This window comes from Pseudomonas chlororaphis subsp. aurantiaca (genome assembly GCF_013466605.1).
Lineage (GTDB): Bacteria > Pseudomonadota > Gammaproteobacteria > Pseudomonadales > Pseudomonadaceae > Aquipseudomonas > Aquipseudomonas chlororaphis_I.
In genome coordinates, this window is record NZ_CP059162.1 from 137658 (window position 1) to 156964 (window position 19307).

Annotated in this window: 14 protein-coding genes and 1 rRNA gene; 4 read left to right on the top strand and 11 right to left on the bottom strand. The window is 64.0% G+C overall.

Features of this window, described 5'->3' with window-relative positions; all coding sequences use genetic code 11:
- The first annotated feature begins 93 nt into the window (after nt 1-93).
- Nucleotides 94-209, top strand: a 5S ribosomal RNA gene (gene rrf, locus H0I86_RS00665).
- Nucleotides 210-389: 180 nt separating this feature from the next.
- Here rrf and H0I86_RS00670 read toward each other — a convergent pair.
- From H0I86_RS00670 to H0I86_RS00685, 4 genes are all read right to left on the bottom strand, one after another.
- On the bottom strand, nt 390-1565 hold the full coding sequence (locus tag H0I86_RS00670; RefSeq protein WP_180923489.1) for a PepSY-associated TM helix domain-containing protein: 1176 nt from the start codon (nt 1563-1565) through the stop codon (nt 390-392).
- 64 nt (nt 1566-1629) lie between these two features.
- On the bottom strand, nt 1630-4125 hold the full coding sequence (locus H0I86_RS00675; RefSeq protein WP_180923490.1) for a TonB-dependent siderophore receptor: 2496 nt from the start codon (nt 4123-4125) through the stop codon (nt 1630-1632).
- Nucleotides 4126-4227: 102 nt separating this feature from the next.
- Nucleotides 4228-5238 (bottom strand): FecR domain-containing protein, encoded by a 1011-nt coding sequence (locus tag H0I86_RS00680; protein ID WP_180923491.1) that lies wholly within the window; start codon nt 5236-5238, stop codon nt 4228-4230.
- A 5-nt stretch (nt 5239-5243) separates the two neighbouring features.
- A complete protein-coding gene (locus H0I86_RS00685) occupies nt 5244-5744 on the bottom strand; it encodes a sigma-70 family RNA polymerase sigma factor (RefSeq protein WP_016705108.1) in 501 nt (166 codons plus the stop codon).
- Between the two features lie 313 nt (nt 5745-6057).
- On the opposite strand from H0I86_RS00685, the gene H0I86_RS00690 reads away from it, so the two are divergent.
- A complete protein-coding gene (locus tag H0I86_RS00690) occupies nt 6058-7938 on the top strand; it encodes a methyl-accepting chemotaxis protein (RefSeq protein WP_180923492.1) in 1881 nt (626 codons plus the stop codon).
- 66 nt (nt 7939-8004) lie between these two features.
- Here the strand turns inward: H0I86_RS00690 and H0I86_RS00695 are convergent, their stop codons facing one another.
- The 6 genes from H0I86_RS00695 to H0I86_RS00720 all read right to left on the bottom strand — a co-directional run bounded on the left by H0I86_RS00695 (nt 8005) and on the right by H0I86_RS00720 (nt 15852).
- A complete protein-coding gene (locus H0I86_RS00695) occupies nt 8005-8469 on the bottom strand; it encodes an SRPBCC family protein (protein WP_180923493.1) in 465 nt (154 codons plus the stop codon).
- Nucleotides 8470-8492: 23 nt separating this feature from the next.
- A complete protein-coding gene (locus H0I86_RS00700; RefSeq protein WP_180923494.1) occupies nt 8493-11924 on the bottom strand; it encodes a non-ribosomal peptide synthetase in 3432 nt (1143 codons plus the stop codon).
- Nucleotides 11925-11939: 15 nt separating this feature from the next.
- Nucleotides 11940-12869: a diiron oxygenase gene (locus tag H0I86_RS00705; RefSeq protein WP_180923495.1), complete on the bottom strand. Its 930-nt coding sequence runs from the start codon at nt 12867-12869 to the stop codon at nt 11940-11942.
- Entirely contained in the window at nt 12866-13642 is a 777-nt protein-coding gene (locus tag H0I86_RS00710) for a DUF3050 domain-containing protein (protein WP_180923496.1), read from the bottom strand. The genes H0I86_RS00705 and H0I86_RS00710 overlap by 4 nt, the downstream gene beginning before the upstream one ends.
- Nucleotides 13643-14331: 689 nt before the next feature.
- Nucleotides 14332-15087, bottom strand: a complete 756-nt coding sequence (locus H0I86_RS00715) for a thioesterase II family protein (protein ID WP_180923497.1) — start codon at nt 15085-15087, stop codon at nt 14332-14334.
- A 72-nt stretch (nt 15088-15159) separates the two neighbouring features.
- Nucleotides 15160-15852 carry a GntR family transcriptional regulator gene (locus H0I86_RS00720; protein WP_180923498.1) on the bottom strand — a complete coding sequence of 231 codons (693 nt, stop codon included), beginning with the start codon at nt 15850-15852 and terminating at the stop codon, nt 15160-15162.
- A gap of 278 nt (nt 15853-16130) precedes the next feature.
- Here H0I86_RS00720 and lapG point away from each other — a divergent pair, with 278 nt between their 5' ends.
- Both lapG and lapD read left to right on the top strand, forming a co-directional pair.
- Nucleotides 16131-16820 carry a cysteine protease LapG gene (lapG, locus tag H0I86_RS00725; protein ID WP_180923499.1) on the top strand — a complete coding sequence of 230 codons (690 nt, stop codon included), beginning with the start codon at nt 16131-16133 and terminating at the stop codon, nt 16818-16820.
- A gap of 14 nt (nt 16821-16834) precedes the next feature.
- Nucleotides 16835-18781, top strand: a complete 1947-nt coding sequence (gene lapD, locus H0I86_RS00730) for a cyclic di-GMP receptor LapD (RefSeq protein ID WP_180923500.1) — start codon at nt 16835-16837, stop codon at nt 18779-18781.
- A 40-nt stretch (nt 18782-18821) separates the two neighbouring features.
- Here the strand turns inward: lapD and H0I86_RS00735 are convergent, their stop codons facing one another.
- Nucleotides 18822-19160 (bottom strand): hypothetical protein, encoded by a 339-nt coding sequence (locus tag H0I86_RS00735; protein ID WP_009046323.1) that lies wholly within the window; start codon nt 19158-19160, stop codon nt 18822-18824.
- Nucleotides 19161-19307 lie beyond the last annotated feature (147 nt).

A 19307-nucleotide genomic window follows, 5' to 3' on the forward strand; every position in this document is an offset into this window, starting at 1 on the left:
AATTGCGAAAGCAATTGGGGTTTTGTTTTTGTAGAAGTTCCCGATTTTGCTGGCACGTTCGGCCCTTGAGCCAACGGTCCGGCCACCGAATTTCTTGACGACCATAGAGCATTGGAACCACCTGATCCCATCCCGAACTCAGAAGTGAAACGATGCATCGCCGATGGTAGTGTGGGGTTTCCCCATGTGAGAGTAGGTCATCGTCAAGATTAAATTCCAAAACCCCAATTGCGAAAGCAGTTGGGGTTTTGTTTTTGTACGTCTGAAAGCTTCTGGGCTTACATATGAGCCAGGCCTCCAGGTCACCCAGCAGGGAATGACAACATCCAACCTCTGCTTCAGAACGTCAGCACAGAGCGAAGCACCTCCGCTCTATCCCTCACCTTACCTCACCGCTGACGCATCTTGCTGCTTCTGCGAGCCAGCCATTTACGCCACCAGATATAGATCCCGGTGGCGGACAACATCGCAATCACCAATCCCAGCACCGCAATCAGCACCTGCCCGGTAAAGCCAATGATCCGGCCACCATGGATCGGCAGTTGTAGCCGATAAAAGCGTTCGCCCAAGGTGCCTTGCCCGGCAATCTCCTGCCCCAGCAGGCGCCCATCCGTGCCATGAAAGAACAGCCACGACTTACCATGGGCCTCGGTATCGTGCTGGCCGAAACCGGCGCCATAGAAGTTGTATTCGAAGCTGTAATACAGCTCGCCGATCGCTGCCGTCAGGCCCAGCCGTTTGCCTTCTTCCTGGGCCCGTTCATAAGCCTGTTGATAGGTGAGTCGGGTAACCCCCAACTGATCGCTGGGCATGCGCCCACGGGCTTCATAGACGCTCGGTTCGATCGGCGAGAGCAGGGATACCACCGGCTTGAACACCTGGCTCGGCAGGTTCATCGCCACGCTGCTGATGGCGATCGGCAGCAGCAGTAACCACAGCCATAACCCACCGGCCCGATGCAGATCCATGTTGAGACGATAGGCGTGCCCGCCCTTGATCTTCCAGGCGGTCGACCACTTCTTCCAGAACGGCCGGCCACGGGGCAGGGTGAGGAACAGGGCAATGAAGCAATCGACGACCCAGAAGATTGCCACCAGCCCCATCAACACCAGCCCCCAGTTACCCGGCAGTGTCAGGTTGTAGTGGAACTCGAGAATGAAGGGGATGAGGTTCTCCCGTTGAAAACAGCAGGCGCCCCAGAGCCGCTTGCCGGTCTGCTCGCCACTGGCCGGGTCCAGATAGAACACTTGGTTGGGTTCGTCGAACGGTTTGCCCGTGGCCGGGTCGTTACGCGGCACTGCGGCGAGCAGTGCGGTATGCCCGGGCTCGTTGGGGTACTCTATGTACCAGACCTGCAGGCGCGGATGCAGCGCCTGCACCTGGTCGACCAGGGTTCCAGGCGGCAATGCCCGACCCTCCGCAGGGGCCTCGTAGAACCCCGGGTTGAGCCACTCGTCCAGCTCGTGATTGAAGGCCAGCAGGCTGCCGGTCAGCCCCGCCAGCAGAAGAAACACCGCGGTGGCCAGGCCGATATAACGATGCAGTAGAACCAGAATTGCGCGCATGGAATTTTCCCGTAGAGACGACAAAGCCAGCGCGTGCGCTGGCTTCGGGGGAATCGACAAATGATCAGAACTGATAGCTGACCGTGGCGGCGACGTTCCGCTCCTCGCCCATGTAGCAGAAGCTCAGGCTGGCACAGGAGGCTATGTAGGATTCGTTGGTCAGGTTGTTGGCGTTGAGCCGGACATCCACCCCCTTCAGGCCGACTTTGCCCAGGTCATAGCCGATGGAGGCATCGAACAACATGTAGGACGGCACCTTCATGGTGTTCTCCGCATCCGCCCAGCTGTAGCCCACATACCGCACACCGCCACCCAGGCGCAGGCCGTCGAGCGACCCGCTGTCGAACTTGTAGTCAGCCCACAGCGAAGCCATGTGGCGCGGCGCCTGGGTCGGCGAGTTGCCCTTGTTTTCGATGATGTCGGTGGCGGTGCTCAGGGTGCTGATCATCGACTTCGAGTACTCGATATCGGTGAAGGTGTAGCTGCCGAGCACCTTGAGGTTGTCGTTCAACTGCATGTGCGCTTCCAGTTCCAGGCCCTGGGAGCGTACGGCGCCGACCGCACGATAGAAGTTTTCCTGGGGCAGCTTGGTGGCCAGGCTCTCCTGGTCTATGCGGAACAGGGACGCGGTGTACAGGTTATCCGTGCCCGGTGGCTGGTACTTCAGGCCCAGTTCCCATTGGGTGCCATCGGTAGGCGCCAGCGGGTTGCCGGCGCTGTCCGCGTAGGAGTTGGGGTTGAAGGACTCGGAGTAGCTGATGTAAGGCGCCAGCCCGTTATCGAACAGGTACAGCGCCCCGGCGCGGCCCGTCAGCTTGGTGCGCTTGTCATTGATCTCGGTGCCCACCGGGCGCGAGGCCTCGGCCAGGCGGTTCTCGTCCGAAGTCTCCACCCAGTCCTGGCGCAGGCCCAGGGAGAAGCGCCACTTGTCCATCTCGATCAGGTCTTGCAGATAGACGCCGGTCTGCTCGAGGCGACGCAGATAGCTGAGCGGGTCGTAGTAAGTGATGGCCGAGTTGCCATAGACCGGATCGAACGCATTGATCGGCGCCACCGAGCCGCTGGTCCAGTCCACTACCGTCTTGCGCCGCTGGTAATCCGCGCCCATCAGCACCGTGTGCTTAGTCGCGCCAGCGAGAAATTCGGCCTGCAGCATGTTGTCGACGATGAACGCATGCAGCTTCTCGTCGCCGCCGGTGTAGTAGCGGTTCAGCTCGTTGCTGGTCGGGGTGGTCCAGCCGTAGCCGTAGACCTGATCGAGCTTCACCTTGGAGTCGAGGTAGCGGAAGTTCTGCCGCGCGGTGAAGACATCGTTGAAGCGATGTTCGAATTGATAACCGAACGACTGCTGATCACGCTCATAACGATCGATGCCCGGTTCGCCTTCGAAGAAATTCTCGGAAATCCGCTGGCCGTTGCGTTGGTGCAGCGCGCCGTCGGCCGGCATGCCGCTGTGGTAGCCGCCATCCGGATCGTGTTGCAGGTACGCCTGCAGGGTCAGCGAGGTGTCATCGGTGAAGCCGATGCTCAGGGTCGGTGCCAGGGCGTAGCGTTTTTCCTTGTTGTGGTCGAACTGAGTGTCGGAGCGATCCGCCAGCCCGGTCAGGCGATAGGCGATGCGCTTGTCGTCGTCCACCGGGCCGCTGAAGTCGAAGCCCATGCCGCGCTGGCCCTGGGTGCCGACCATGGCCTGGATCTGATGGTAGGGCTCGAACAGCGGTTTCTTGCTGGTCAGTGCCACCAGGCCGCCGGGGGAGCTGCGGCCGTAAAGCACCGACGAAGGTCCCTTGAGAATGTCCACCCGCTCCAGGAAGTACGGGTCGACCTGCATGGTGCTGTAGGTGCCGCTGTCGCCCATGGACTTGAGGCCGTCGAGGTAGATGTTGTCCACCGAGCCGTCGTTGAAGCCGCGCATGGCCACGTAGTCATACCTGTGGGTCGCGCCGTAGGGGTTGGTCAGCACGCCGGGGGTGTAGCGCATGGTCTGGGAGACGGTTTGCGAACCCTGGTCGTCCATTTGTTCGCGGGTCACCACCGACACGCTTTGCGAGGTTTCCAGCAGCGCGGTACTGGTCTTGGTGGCGATCTGGCTGTGGGTGGCGTTGTAGCCTTCCATGCTGCCCAAGGCATTGCCCAGGGCGAAACCCTTGATGTCGGTGGTCGGCAGCGCCAGGGCGCTGGTCTCGGGCAAGGCCCGCAGCACATAGCTGCTGCCGTCCTGGCTCAGCGCTTCCAGGCCGGAGCCGTTGAGCAACTGGCCCAGGGCCTGATCGGTGGAGTACTCGCCCTTCAGGCCGGCGGACTGACGGCCCTGGAGCTGCGCCGGGGTCATCGACAGGGTGATGCCGGCCTCGCGGGCGAAGCGGTTGAGTACGTCGCTCAGAGCGCCACCAGGAATGTTGTAGCTGTGGCTGAGGCTGGCCGCGCCCGTCTCGGCTGCCTGTGCCAGGCAAGGCAAGGCGGCGACGCCCAGCGCCGAGGAAAGCAGGGCCACGCGCACGGCATGGCGCAGGCCGAGGGCGGGCCGTGCAGAAGAGAAGTGGTGGAAGTGCACAGTCATGGAAGGGTTCCGTTGAGTCGCTGAAGGCAGATGGAAGTGCTTACTGTCTAAGCCGGACTCACGGGAAAAAGCCGCCAAAAAATTTCAACGAGTTGCAGCGCCTCAGGCGAGACGCTCCAGGGTGACCCACCAGCGGGTGCGATAACGCAGGCGCACGGGCAGGGTTTGCGGGAGGATCGCCAGCAGTTTGTCGGTGTCTTCCAGGCGGAACACGCCGGACAGGCGCAGGTCGCCGATCTCGTCGGCACAGCCCAGGTAACCGTGGCGATAACGCCCGACCTCGTGAATGAAGTCGGCCAGCCGCATGTTGCGGGTGACGATCAGGCCATCGGCCCAGGCGCCCACGTCCATGTCCAGCGGCGGCACCGGCAGCGCCTGGGACGCACTGACCCGATAGCTTTGCCCGGCCTGTACCCGGGGCGAGGCGCCATCGGCGGTGTGCGGCGAGTGAATGGCGACGCTGCCGGCGGTGACGCTCAGGCGCGTGCAGCCGCCTTCCATGCGCACCACGAAACTGGCGTCGAACCCCTCGAACAGGCCGTGGCGAGTCCGTACCAGCAGCGGCCTGGAAGGGCTTGCCTGCGAGTCTGGCCCGCAGGTCAGCATGATTTCCCCACGGCTGAGCCGGATCAGCCGTTGCTGGGCATTGAAGTCCATGTCGGCGGCGCTGTCGGTGTTGAGCTCCAGGCGCGAGCCGTCCGGCAGCTGGAAGCCGCGGCGTTCGCCGGTGGCAGTGGCGAAGTCGGCGCTCCATTGCTGCCAGGCCAGTTGCTCCTTGCCCAGCCACGCGGCGCAGCCCACCAGCATGACGCCGCCGAGCAGCTTCAGGGCCTGGCGCCGGCCGAGGCGCTGGGCGCTGTTTTCCAGGGTATCGAAGGCCACCTGGGCACCGGGCACTGCCCGCAGGTTGCTGTGCAATTCCTGTTGCAGCGATTGCACCCGTTGCCAGGCCAGCTCGTGCTCATGGTGGGCCGCGCGCCAGGTATCGCATTGCTGCAGCAGCCGGGGATTACCAGCGTTGTTGCGCAGGCGCAGCATCCAGTTGATGGCCTGCTTGACCACCAGGTGCCTGGGGTCCACGGGCCGGCGCAGATTGATCGAGGGGTTATCCACAGCGCTCACGCCTCATAGCGCAGCAGGTAGCAGTGGAACAGCGCGTCGGCCACGTAACGCTCCACCGAACGCAGGGACAACCCCATCTGTTCGGCGATCTGCTTGTGGGTCAGGCCTTCGCACTGGGCCAGCAGGAACGCCTTGCGCACCTTCGGCTTCAGGCCTTCGAGCATGCGCGCGATGCTTTCCAGCAGTTCCAGCACCAGGGCACGGGCTTCCTCGCTGGGGGCTTCGGCTTCTGGCAGATGGGCGATGGTTTCCAGGTAGGCGCGTTCGATTTCCTCGCGGCGCCAGTGGTCGATCACCAGGCCGCGGGCGATGGTCCGCAGGAAAGCGCGCGGGGCCTTGAGTTCGAGGCGTTCGGTGCGCTGCAACAGGCGCACGAAAGTGTCCTGCGCCAGGTCGGCCGCATCGGCGGCGTTGCCCAGCCGGCTGCGCAACCATGTGTTGAGCCAGCCATGGTGATGGCTGTAAAGCGCCTGTACCGCGAACTCAGGTGATGACATGGATGCGACTGCCCGGGTGTCACAAATGATAATTAGTCGCATTGTCATCAAGGGTTTCGGATTTTGCAACAGCCGCAGGGCGACAGGCTACGGAAAAGTCCGATGCGACCGCTCTAGCCTGCCGTTCAGCGGGTTTCTTGCAGATAACACGTACATTTCTGACAAATCGCTAAGATTTATCCGGCTCGTGCCGACAGACAGTGAGACCCATGCGTGCACCAAAGTAGAGCGGTCGTAGAGCGCCGCCTGCGCTGTTACATGGAAAGTTGCATCCCGTACGCATCCCCACTTTCGGCATAAGAAGTCCCATGACATGAATCTCAAGTTCAGCCATAAAATCCTTTTGGCCGCCTCCGGTGTAGTGGTTCTGGCATTCGCGTTGTTCACTTTGTACAACGACTATCTGCAGCGAAACACCATTCGCCAGAACCTCGAATCGTCCATCCAGCAGGCGGGTGACCTCACTTCCAGCAGCGTCCAGAACTGGATGAGCGGACGCATCCTGGTGCTCGAGAACCTCTCGCAGAATGTCGCCCACCAGGGCGCCAACGCCGACTTCCCGGGGCTGGTGGACCAGCCGGCGTTAACCACGAACTTCCAGTTCACCTACGTGGGCCAGGTCAACGGTGTGTTCACCCAGCGGCCTGACGCGAAAATGCCCGACGGCTACGACCCGCGTCAGCGGCCCTGGTACAAGCAGGCCGTGGCGGCCGACAAGACCATGCTGACCCCGCCCTACATGGCGGCCGTTGGCGGTCTGGTGGTGACCATCGCCATGCCGGTGAAAAAGGACGGCCAGCTGCTGGGCGTGGTGGGGGGCGACCTGAGCCTGGAAACCCTGGTGAAGATCATCAACTCGGTGGACTTCGGCGGCCTGGGCCATGCCTTCCTGGTCAGCGCGGACGGGCAGGTGATCGTCAGCCCGGACAAGGACCAGGTGATGAAGAACCTCAAGGATGTCTACCCGGGCGCCAACGTGCGCATTCAGAAGGGCACCCAGGAAGTACTGCTCAACGGCCAGGAACGCATCCTGTCGTTCACCCCGGTGACCGGCCTGCCGAATGCCGAGTGGTATATCGGCCTGTCCATCGACCGCGACAAGGCTTTCGCCCCGCTGAGCAAGTTCCGCACCTCGGCGCTGCTGGCGATGTTCATCGCCGTGGCCGCGATTGCCGTGCTGCTGAGCCTGCTGATCCAGGTGCTGATGCGTCCGCTGACCACCATGGGCCGCGCGATGCAGGACATCGCCCAGGGCGAGGGCGACCTGACCCGTCGCCTGGTGGTGGAGAGCAAGGACGAATTCGGCGTACTGGGCGGCTCGTTCAACCAGTTCGTGGAACGTATTCACGCGTCGATTTGCGAAGTGTCCTCGGCCACCCGCCAGGTGCACGACCTGTCCCAGCGCGTGATGGCGTCGTCCAACGCCTCGATCATCGGTTCCGACGAACAAAGCGCGCGCACCAACAGCGTGGCCGCGGCGATCAACCAGCTGGGCGCCGCCACCCAGGAAATCGCCCGCAACGCCGCCGATGCCTCGCAGCACGCCAGCGGCGCCAGCGAGCAGGCCGACGATGGCCGCCAGGTGGTTGAGCAAACCATCCTGGCCATGACCGAGCTGTCGCAGAAGATCAGCCTGTCCTGCACCCAGATCGAAACCCTGAACGCCAGCACCGACAACATCGGCCACATCCTCGATGTGATCAAAGGCATCTCCCAGCAGACCAACCTGCTGGCGCTCAACGCGGCCATCGAAGCGGCGCGTGCCGGTGAAGCCGGTCGCGGTTTCGCGGTGGTGGCCGACGAGGTCCGCAACCTGGCCCATCGCACCCAGGAATCGGCCGAGGAGATCCACAAGATGATCACCTCGCTGCAGATCGGCTCCCGCGAAGCGGTAGCGACCATGAACGCCAGCCAGGCGTCCAGCGAAGAGAGCGTCGAAGTGGCCAACCAGGCTGGTGCGCGGCTGGTCAGCGTGACCCAGCGCATCACCGAGATCGACGGCATGAACCAGTCGGTGGCCGCCGCCACCGAAGAGCAGACCGCCGTGGTGGAAACCCTCAACGTCGACATCAGCCAGATCAACATGCTGAACCAGCAGGGCGTGGCCAACCTCAACGAAACCCTGAAGGATTGCGACGCCCTGTCGCTGCAGGCCAACCGCCTGAAGCAACTGGTGGACAGCTTCAAGATCTGACCCCGCTGCAACAAAACGCTGGGGCCGCAACGGCCCCGGCGTGTTTCACCGCAGGCTGTCTACGGCCTACTCGAACATCCTGCGCACATTGCCCAGCGCCTCATCGGCAAACCCCTGCAGGAACCCCTGGAAGGCCGCGACCTCGGCACCGCCTTCGGCCGGGTCGGCGACGATGCGCCAGGTGGCGCGCGCCCGTTCGCCGGGCAAGGCTTCGACGCTCATGGCCGCCCACAGGTTGCCGATGCCCAGGGTGTCGTAGATCAGGCTCCAGGTCATGTACAGCTCAAGATCGTCCCGTGAGTTGAGTTGTTCGATGACGATGTTGCCGTCGTGGAAGAACTTCTTGCGCACCGAGCGCACGCCCTCGCCCATCATCTCGATATGCGACAGCGCGGGAATGAAGGCCGGGAAGCCGGCGAAGTTGCCGACGATGGCCCAGACGCTTTGGGCATCGGCACCGATGTCCACCATGGACAGGACCTCGCAGGCGCTCGGGTTCTTGATCAGGGTGTCGGGTTGCAGGTTTTTCATGGTGTTCTCCAGCGTGGGTGGGTTCAGATAAAGCGGATGTCTTTCAGGTACTGGCAGCCCTTGCGCAGCAGCGCCGGGTCCTTGGGCGGGTAGTCGGCGCCCATGCGCCGCACCCCGGCCTCGGCGTTGGCATGGCCGATCAGCGAGATGTCACCGATGTCTTCCTCGAAGCCGTTGAGGTAGAAGCCGAGGACGCCGAACAGCGCGTTGTCGCGGTCGACCCGGCCCAGCTGGCGCTGCCAGTCGGCGACGCTGACCATGCGGAACTCGCGCCCGGCCTCGCGGAACGAGGCGACATAGGCCTCCCAGCTCAAAGGCTGCGGGTTGTGCAGGTTGAACACCGCGTGGGCCGGCTGATAACGGCTGGCATGGAAGGCGATGAAGCGGGCGAGGAAGTCCACCGGCATCAGGTCGAAGTTCATCGCCAGCTGCGGCACCTGGCCCAGTTGCAGCGAGCCCTTGAGCATCAGCATCAGGCGGTTCCGGTGGGGCTGGCAGACCCCGGTCTGGCTGTTGAAACTGATGTTGCCCGGGCGATAGAGATTGACCCACACCCCCTGTTCGCGAGCCCGTTGCAGGATCCGCTCGCCGACCCACTTGGACAGGTTGTAGCCGTTACGGATGTAGATCGGCGGGGTGGCCGCGGGCGGTTGTTCCAGCACCCGGCCCTGGGCGTCGACGCTGCTGGAGGCGGACAGGGTCGAGACGAAGTTGAAGACCTTCTTGCTGCGCCCTTCGCACAGGCGCAGGCACTCGAACAGCGGCTCGACGTTGTCGCGCGCCAGCGCCGGGTAATCCAGCACGTGGTTGACGTTGGCGGCGTTGTGCACCAGCGCGCCGTACTCGCGGTCGATGCGTTCGTACACCTCTGCCGTCAGCCCCAGCCGTGGCTGGCTGATATCGGTGGCATGCACCCGCACCCGGCTCAGGTCCAGATGCTCCAGGCGGTTGTCGCGCAGGGCCTGGGCGAAACGTTCGGCGGCCGATTGCGTGGGCGTTTCCCGCACCAGGCACGCCACCTCGCTGGCGCCCCATTCCAGCAGTGCTTCGACTATGTGCACGCCGAGAAAGCTGTTGGCGCCGGTGACCAGCACCTTGTGCACATCGCCCAGCTGGCTGATGGGCAACACCTCCAGGTCGAGTTCGGCATTGGCATCGGCGAACACCTGGTCGAGGGCCGCGTCCGGGCCGTCGTCGGCGGCGCCGTCGATCAGGGTCGCCAGGTTGCTCAGGGTCGGCGCCTCGATAAAGCGGTTGATCGACAGGCTGCGGCCGAACTGTTCACGAATCGCCAGCAGCAGGCGCGACAGCAGGATCGAGTGGCCGCCGAGGTTGAAGAAGCTGTCGTCGGTGCCGATATCCTCGGCCGGCAGTTCCAGCAGCTCGGCCCACAGCTCCAGCAAGCGCTGTTCGTTGGCGTTCCGCGGCAGGCGTGGCTGGCGGTTGCTGCCCGGGGTACGCGGCAGGGCCAGGAGGGCGCGGCGGTCGACCTTGCCGTTGGCGGTGTAGGGCATGCTCGGCAGTTCGATGTAGGCGCTGGGCCGCATGTAGTCCGGCAACCGCTGGCGCACCTGTTCGCGCAGGGTTTGCAGTGCGTCGTCGGCACTTGGCTGGGCCAGGTAGGCGAGGATCCGCCTCTGCTCGTCGATCACCACCGCCACCTGGCGGAACAGTTGGCCGTCGCGCAGGCAGTGTTCGATCTCTTCCGGCTCGACCCGGAACCCGCGGATCTTCACCTGATTGTCCCGCCGCCCGCAGATCTCGATGCCGCTGTCGGTCCACTGGCCGATATCCCCGGTGCGATAGACCCGCAGTCGGCGCCCGTCCGGCAGGTCCAGGGTCAGGTAGCGTTCGGCGCTCAGCGCCGGGTTGTTCAGGTAGCCGAGGCCGACACCGGGCCCGGCCAGGTACAGCTCGCCGGGGGTACGCTCGGGCACCGGTTGCAGCCGTTCGTCGAGGATCAGTACCTGGCTGTTGGCGATGGGCAAACCGAGGTTGCGCGGGTTGTCGCCGACCCGCAGGCGGCGGGTGGTGGCCAGCACCGTGGTTTCCGTCGGGCCGTAGATGTTGTGCAGCGCGCACTGGTCGGCCAGGCGCTGGATGACGAAGGGTTCGCAGACGTCGCCGCCGGTCACCAGATGCTCCAGGCCCAGCGGCAGCTCCAGGGGCAGGATGCTCAGCAGCGCGGGCGGCAGGAAGGCATGGCTGACCCGCTGACACTGGAGCAGGGCCAGCAGTTGCTGCGGGTCGCGCCGCTGGTCCTGGTCGGGGACCACCAACAGTGCGCCGCAGAGGAAGGTGGGCAGGATATCCAGCAGCGAGGCGTCGAAGTTGATGGTGGAGAACTGCAGCACCCGGCTATTTTGCTCCAGCTCGACATGGCCGATGTACCAGGCGCAGAAGTGGCTGAGATTGCCCTGGCTGAGCAACACGCCCTTGGGCTGGCCGGTGGTGCCCGAGGTGTAGATCGCCACGCAGGGCGCCTCTGGCGGTGGTGCCTGGCATAGCAGCGGGAGGGCGTCCTCGGCGTCGTCATGCAGCAGGGTGCGTACATCGAGTTGCGCCAGGTCGAGGTCGCCCAGGTCTTCGCAGCCGTCGTGCAGCAGCAGGACCGCACCGGCATTATCGAGAATGTAGCGCCGCCGTTGCGCCGGATGCTCCGGGTCCAGCGGCAGGTACACCGCGCCACAGCCCAGGGTCGCGAGAATGGCGGCATAGAGCGCCGCCGACTTGGGCAGGCACAGGCCGATCACCGGCGGTTGGCCAGGGCAGGCAGGCAGGTGTCGCAGCATCTGTCGCAGCAGGTTGCGGCTCAGGCGATGCAGGGCCTGGTAGCTGTAGTCGATGCCCTGGATGTTCAACGCCGGGCGCTGGGCGAAGGCCAGCAGGCTCTGGTCGATGCGCTGGGCGATCGGCACCTGCATCTCCCGCAGCAAGGCCGGTGCCGGCTGTTGGTTGTGCCGGTGCTCGAAGGCCAGCGAGTCCAGGCGCTCCAGGCCCAGCAGCGGTTCGCTGGGCTCATCCAGAGTCGCGAGCTGGTGGAAAAACGCCGCGCCGCGGGAAAAGCCGCTGACCAGCCGCGCGGTGCTGGCGACCAGCCTGGCCACGGCACTGCTACGCAGGGCCTGGCCGTTGCCGCTGGCTTCCGGCGGCAGGGTCGCCTGCTCGATCAGCCGGGTTCCGTGGCGGTGGAACAGGCGCACCTGTGGCAGCCCGCAAGCCGCTTGGGCGATCAGGGCGATGCGCAGTTCCAGGCGCGCGGTGTCCGCCGCGAGGATGGGTGAATCACCCAGGGTGCCATCATCGATCAGCAGATGGGGCGCCAGCCCTTCGGCGTTGGCGATGGCTTGCGGCGAGTCCAGCCGCCGCACCAGATGGCCGTGGCGCTCCAGCTCCATGGCCAGTTCGTTCAGGGCCTGGCTGCGGCCCGTCAACACAATGTCGAGGCGTCTCATGCTCGGGTCCCTCCGTTAGGGCAGGTAGTCGGCCAGTGCGTCCTGGACGCAGGCCGAATCCAGCATCGAACTGCTGCGGAAGAAGCGCAGGATGTTGGCGATCAGGGGGTGATGGCGGTTGATCGGGTAGGCCAGGGCGGCCGCCTCCTCGCGTAGCGCCTGCTTGATCGGGGCGGCGACGGGCAGTTGCTCGATCAGCCGCAAGTCGAAGTCTTTCTGAATGTCATTGGTCAGGTACTGAGCGATGAACACCGGCAGCACCCGGGCGATCTCCGCGCGGTCGGCATCGCTGGCGCCGTGCCAATAGATGCGCACCAGCCGCGACCAGAAGCCCGAATGCCGGCCTTCGTCTAGCAGGTGGTCGGCCATCAGGCCCTTGATCGACGGCTTGACCGTGTCGTCCTTGGCGAAGGCGGCGACATCGTTGGTCACGGTGTTCTCTGCGATGGCCACGCAGATCAGTTCCACCGCGTCGCGCAGGTGTTCGGGCGCCCGCTGCAGGGCCGTGGGGATGGCCCGGCTGAGTTCGATTTCCCGGGGCAGCTCGATGGGCTCGATGCCGCTCATGGCGATGGTCTGCTGCATGAAGTCCATCGCCACCAGCGCGTGGTAGTCCTCGTCCACCACCACGGTCATGGCGTCGTAGCGACAGGCGAAGGGAAAGGCGATGGCGAAGCGGTTCTTGGCGATGTTGCGGGCGGTCTTGTCCACCAGCTCGGTCTCGAAGATCACCACGTCGTTGATGAACTTGTAGAGGCTTTGCACCAGCACGAAATCCCGCAGGTGGGCGCAGTGTTCGAGGAAGCCCTGGCTGTGCACCAGCGGCTGGCGGCTCAGGGGGTAGATCAGCTTGTCGTCGTCCTCGAGCATGCGCCGAGGGCGGGTACGGATGGTCGCGCGCTCTTCCCAGGTGTCGGCGAAGGACTGGTAGTCGAGGGCGTTCATGCGCTCACCCCGATCGGCGATTCCGCCATGCTCAGGCGCAGCCCGTCCCACAGGGCGATGCGGCTGTCCACCGCGGCGATGGCCGCCGCGTACACCTCCTGCTGGCGTTGCGGGTCGCCAGCCACCAGCCGCTGCAGCAGCTGTTCCGCGGCCGGGCCGTGGTCGTCGGAGTCGACCTCGATATGGCGTTGCAAGTAATAGCGAAAGGTCGGCGCCTGCTCGATGCCGATGCCCCAGTCGTCGAGGATGCGCTGGAACATCTGCGGGATGACGCTTTCCCGGCCATGGAGAAAGGCCGCCGCCACGCAATGGGCCGGCGCCTGCAGGGCGGTGTGCACGGTCTGGCGGACAAAGGCGCTGGCAGCCGGATCGGTGTCGACGCTTTGCAGGGCGGTGTCGAAGCTCACACCTTCCTGCTGCAACGCGACGAAGCGTTCCACCACCCGGGTGGCGGCGCCGACCTCGCGCATGGCGTCCAGGTACAGCTCGAAATGGCTGTAATGGCCTTGCCCGGGACGATCGTCGGACTCTTCGCCGAGCACGATCTCGTTGATCAGGCGCGCGGCGCGTGGGTCCCGCGGTGGTAGCCAGGGCAGGCGTACGCAGGTCAGTTCCTGTTGCAGGCGCTTGGTCAGCGACATGAAGTCCCACACGGCGAAAACATGGGTCTGCATAAAGCGTTGAAGAACGGCAAGTGTGTTGATTTCGGCAAAAATGGGATGGGCGCTGAGTGTGGCTTTCTTGGCGTCGAGAAGTTCTTTGCTGGCGTTCATTTAGGCTACCTGTCTGAGATGTTCAAGTGTGTTTGATTGGCCGATAAGTTGCGGCTCGTATAGATGTTTTAATCAGTGCTTATTTGTTGCGGGCGAGCAGGGGCCTCAAACCTGAGTTGATAATCTGAAAAGTTATATAGTGCTGGCCGGTCTATCCGATAAGGAACCGTTGCCTTGGCTTTATGGGCTTTCAAGAGACCATAAAGCCAAGGCTTGCCAGGTGTTCATAACCGAGTAGTCGACGTTGTTTAAACGCCGACGGAGAAAAAGCTAATACAGGGGAAAGTGTCGGGCAAGTTGTTTTTATAATACTTTTCAAACTTGTATTTTTATTGCGCGACAAGTTGCTGCAAAACTTCTTGTTCAAGTTTTGTTGAGATGAAGTTGCCCCTTCCGACTTATATGAGTCAGAATTTTTAACGCTGAGTGAATGCCTCACTCGAAGCAAACTTCGAAGCGCTGAATTGAAGTCGTTGAATATCTGGGAGAAGGCATGCGGGAGCCGATCCCGGTCATGCCCTCCAGTCTCTGGGCTCCTTGCGTGGGTCTGCAGATCGACGTGTGCGGACAAGCCTGTGTGCCGCTCACGTCCCTTTTTCAGTCGGCGACAGCAAGAGTGGGCCCAAATCGACGGCTGAGCCATCGTCGGCGGGCCTGTGAGGGCAGGAGCGGAGGAGAAAAACGGCGGATTATTCGCCGAGCAGGCCCAGGTGGATGTTGATGATCTGCAGCAGGCGCTGGCGCTGGGACTTGATGAAGAAGTGATTGCCGGCCACCTCGATCAGCTCGAACTCACGGTGGGTGAACTCTCGCCAGTTGGCCATGTTGCTGGCGGGGGCCAGCGGGTCCTCGCTGCCATAGAAGGCGGTGAGGGGAATGTCGAGGTTGCCGCTCGACAGATCGCGCCAGGATTCGAACAGCTTCAGGTCGGCGCGTAGCAGCGTCTCGTACTGGTTCCGGCTGGCCTGGTCGCGGGGGATTTCGATCGGCGTGGCGCCCAGCGACAGCATGGCTTCCTGGAAGGGCGCCGCGGGCAGCACGTGCAGCAACGGCCGGGACGACGGGTAATCGGGGCTACGGCAGGCGGAAATGAACAGGTGGCGGGTCTGGCCGGGGTAGTGCGCCTGGGCGTGCTTGGCGGTTTCGTAGGCCAGCATCCCGCCCAGGCCATGGCCGAACAGGGCGTGGGGCTTGGCCAACAGTGGGCGCAGGGCGCAGAAGGTATCGTCCAGCAGCCGCGGCCAGTCGTCGAGCGGTGTTTCGGCCTGGCGACTGCCGTGGCCGGGCAGCCGTACCAGCACCAGCTCGATGTGCCCGGCCAGCCCCGTGGACCAGTTGCGCAGCTGTTCCGGGTCCGCGCCGGTCTGCGCAAAGCAGATCAGCCGGGTTTTCGCCGGCTCGCCGGAGTTGAGCACCATCAGCCATTTGTCATTGCGCGCGTGCACTGCTTTTCCTTAAGCCGGGGTGCCGGTCATTGAGTGTTGCAGGGTGGCCGCGTCATGCCGCCGTTACCACTGTCAGCTCTCGGCGGACCGTTCGAGGTAGTCGCGAATGGTCTTCGCGGCCTTTTCCAGATGGCCCTGCAGCACCTCCACCGCCCGCTCGACGTCCTTGGCCTCGGCGGCGTCGGTCATGGCGTTGTGGTCGTCCTGGGTCAGCTTGCCCAGGCCCATGGAGGACAGGTGGAACCGCAGGAAGCGTTCTTCCTCGTTCAATTCGAGCTCGATCAGGCGCAGCAGCTTCTGGTTCGGCGCCCGGTGGTACAGCGACATGTGGAACAGGCGATTGAGCCGGCCGATTTCGGCGTGGTCGGTCTCGCTTTCCAGCTGCGCGATGTAACTGCGGGCCTGGGCGATGTCCTCGGCGTCGAGCAGCGGGATCGACAGGCGCAGCGCCTCCAGCTCCAGCAGCAGGCGCAGGTCGTAGGTTTCCACCGCGTCATAGCCGATCAGCTCGGCGACCACCGCGCCTTTGTGCGGCACCACGTGCAACAGCGATTGCGCTTCGAGCTGGCGCAAGGCCTCGCGCACCGGCATGCGGCTGACGCCGAAGAGGTCGGCCAGGTCCTGCTGGCGCAGCGCCGTGCCGCTGGGCAGGCGGCCGTCGAGAATCGCCGCGCGCAGGGTTTCCTCGATCACCGAGCGCGCGAGGTGGGCGGGGATCGGCCCGCTGACTGCGATCTTGCTCAAGGGTCTCGGTTTTTCTGTCACGTTAACGCTATCCTGTTTTCTATGGAATTTGGATCCAATGGACGCTAGATAGCGCCCTGCAGCTTGTCAAACCAGCCGCCTGAGCCCTGTCATGGATTTTGCCGGCGCTGATTCTCGGGGCAGCCCTCCTGCCGCTCAAGCACTGGCCGATAAACGAACAGGTGCCTGCTTTCAGCTTAGCGTCTCCAGAGGGGCTGTGATTGTAAGGTGCCATTGTCTTTTGGCGGACCAACCTGCACCATCCTTCGACCCACGACAGCTCCCATGGACTCTTCGCATTGGCGGTACGTTTAGCTCTTTCTCGGACCCTGCGCTGGCTGTTTTCGGCGCTGCTGCTGGCCGGCTTGCTGCTGGGCGGCCTGCAGGCCGATTGGGACTTTTCCCAGATCAGCCGCCGCGCCACGGCGCTGTACGGGCCGCTGGGCGAAGGGCAGAAGCGCATCGACGCCTGGCAGCAGCTGCTGGCGACCCAGAACCAGGCTAGCGAGATAGAACAGCTCAAAGTGGTCAACCTGTTCTTCAACAAGAACATGCGCTATGTGGAAGACATCGACCTGTGGCATCAGGTGGATTATTGGGAAACCCCGGTCGAGGCCCTGTGGAAGGGCGCCGGCGATTGCGAGGACTATGCGATCGCCAAGTATTTCAGCCTGCGTCACCTCGGCGTTTCCAGTGACAAGCTGCGCATCACCTACGTCAAGGCCTTGCGCCAGAATCGCGCGCACATGGTGTTGACCTACTATTCAAGCCCGGAGGCCATGCCGTTGGTCCTCGACAGCCTGATCGACGCCATCCAGCCGGCCAGCCAGCGTACCGACCTGCTGCCGGTGTACTCCTTCAATGCCGAGGGCCTGTGGCTGCCCGGCAAGGGCAGCAAGAAAGTCGGTGACACCAAGCGCCTGTCCCGGTGGCAGGACGTGTTGAAGAAAATGCAGGCCGAAGGTTTTCCGGTCGAGACGACTCACTAGGAGCACGAGCTCAGATGTCTTTGTTCAAACAACTGTTGATCGCAATCTGTCTGTTCCTGGTGGTCGCCTTCAGCGGCAGCTTCATGGTCAGCCTGGAAAGTTCGCGTACCCAGTACGTCAACCAGCTGCGCTCCCATGCCCAGGACGCGGCCACGGCGCTGGCCTTGTCCCTGACCCCGAACATCGACGACCCGGCGATGGTCGAGCTGCTGGTCAGCTCGATTTTCGACAGCGGCTATTACTCGAGCATCCGCGTGGTCAACCAGGTCACCGAAGAGGTCATGGTCGAACGCAGCGGCACACCCGAGGTCAGCAACGTGCCGGACTGGTTCGTCAAGCTGATCGGCCTGGAGCCGGCCGGCGGCGACGCCCTGGTCAGCCGTGGCTGGCAGCAGGCGGCGCGGGTCGAGGTGATCAGCCACCCGATGTTCGCCGTCGCCAAGCTCTGGCAAAGCGCCCTGGGCAGCCTCGGCTGGCTGCTGCTGTGCGGGGCCGTGAGCGCGGTGCTGGGGGCCTTGCTGCTGCGGCGCCAGCTCAAGCCGCTGGACTACATGGTGCAGCAATCCCACGCCATTGCCCGTCGCGAGTTCCTCAGCCTGCCCGAGCTGCCGCGTACGCCGGAACTGCGCCGCGTGGTGCAGGCGATGAACCAGATGGTCGAGAAGCTCAAGGCGCTGTTCCAGGAGCAGGCCGAGCGCAGCGAAAAGCTGCGGGTCGAGTCCTACCAGGACAACCTGACCGGCCTGGCCAACCGCCGTTATTTCGAGATGCAGCTCAACGCCCGGGTGAGCAACCCGGAGCAGGCCAGTTCCGGTTACCTGCTGTTGCTGCGGGTCAAGGACCTGGCCGGCCTGAACCAGCGCCTGGGCGGGCAGCGCACCGACCAGCTGTTGCAGGCGGTGGGCGAACAATTGCAGCGTGAGTGCGCGCGGTACCCGGAAACCCATAACCTGGTGACCCGTATCCGCGGCGGCGAATTTGCCGTGTTGGCGCCGGGGCTGGTGCGCGAGGAGGCCCTGCAGCTGGCGCAGAATCTGGAGAATGCCTTGGCCAGCCTGCATGCCACTGGCGCCACCGACGTGGCGTCCGTGGCCTCCATCGGCCTGGCGCCCTTCGTTCATGGCGACTCGCCGCAGGCGGTGCTGAGCCTGGGCGACCAGGCCCTGGCCCAGGCCGAAGCCCAGGGCGACACGAGCTGGGCCTGCCTGGAGCATGGCGCGGCGGCCAGCGTCGGCGACGACCATCACGCCTGGCACACCCTGCTGGACGGCGCCTTGAGCCAGCAGCGGTTCGAGCTGTACTTCCAGCCGGTGGTCGCGACCCGCGATACCGCGCTGGCGCTGCACTACAAGGTGCTGTCGCGCTTGCTCGACGAGCAGGGCCAGACCATCGCCGCCGGGCGCTTCCTGCCGTGGCTGGAGCGTTTTGGCTGGACCTCGCGCCTGGACCTGCTGATGCTCGAGCAGGTACTCAAGCAGATGGACGCGCATCAGGACTCGCTGGCGTTGAACCTGTCGGCCGCGACCCTGGCCGACCCGCAGGCCTTGAACAAGGTGTTCGAGATCCTGCGCCAGCACTCCAACCTGGGGCCGCGCCTGACCCTGGAGATCGGCGAAGAGCAGTTGCCTGAACAGGCGCTGCTGGAACAACTGACTCGGCGCCTGCGCGAACTGGGTTTCTCCCTGAGCCTGCAGCGTTTCGGCGGACGCTTCAGCATGATCGGCAACCTGGCGCGCCTGGGCCTGGCCTACCTGAAGATCGACGGCAGCTACATCCGCGATATCGACCAGGAAAGCGACAAGCGCCTGTTTATCGAAGCCATCCAGCGCGCCGCCCACAGCATCGACCTGCCGCTGATTGCCGAGCGCGTGGAGACCGAAGGGGAATTGCAGGTGATTCGCGAGATGGGCCTGTACGGCGTCCAGGGCCGCCTGTTCGGCGAGCCCGCACCCTGGCGCTGAGGCGCTGCACGAAGATCGCCGGCCAGCAGCCGGCGACGGATCAGATCAGGCCGGTTTCGTCGTCGTTGATCAGGTGGCTCAGGCCGCCCAGCGCTTCACGCGCCTGGGTCCGGTCCATCAGCTTGGCCTGGGCCGCCGGTGGCAGGTCGGTAACGCGGATCACCCCCTTGCTGGTCAGCACTTGAATCAAGTCGTCGAGTACCCGGATCATTTCCAGGTCGCTCTGCTTGAGTTGTTTCAGGCTGACTTCCACCACCTCGTTGGCGAACCACTGCTGGATCTCACTGTGGTCGGCCGGCAGTGTTTCCGTGGCCTCGGCGTAAGGCGTGGCCTCCACGCGAACCAGCTGGCCCTGTGCATCGCGTTGCACGTAGAACATGGGGAATCCCTCTAGATATGGTCCGGCATCATGCTGTCAGCAGCATAGGCCAACGGTGCGCTTTGGTCGCGAGTATGCGACGTGGCGGCAAAATCGTCACGGTGGGAAGAACCGGCCACCCAGGGCGGGTGGCCGGTCGACCGTGGA